We start from the raw sequence: 242 nt of genomic DNA on the forward strand, positions 1-242 counted from the left end.
GCCTGGAACTGAATGCCCTAAATGTGGTGAGGAGCTGATGCTACGCCAAGGGCGTTACGGCATGTTTATTGGTTGTAGCGCGTTTCCAAGTTGTCAGCACATTGAGTCAGCACAACCGCAAGCAGAAAGCGCCCCCGAGATTACTTGCCCCTCTTGCAACAAAGGTAAGCTTGCTTCTCGCCAATCACGTTTTGGTAAAACCTTTTATGCCTGTAACGCCTATCCTAAATGTTCATATGCAG

The 242-nt window shown here is 48.8% G+C and carries 1 protein-coding gene; it reads left to right on the forward strand.

Annotated features, from left to right (window positions below; translation table 11 throughout):
* Nucleotides 1-37: 37 nt before the first annotated feature.
* Nucleotides 38-242: DNA topoisomerase family protein (locus Q4528_RS15640; protein ID WP_303522639.1), on the forward strand; the 205-nt coding region annotated here is incomplete at its 3' end.

The sequence above is a fragment of the Staphylococcus pasteuri genome, assembly GCF_030547725.1.
In the GTDB taxonomy this organism is placed as follows: Bacteria; Bacillota; Bacilli; order Staphylococcales; family Staphylococcaceae; genus Staphylococcus; species Staphylococcus pasteuri.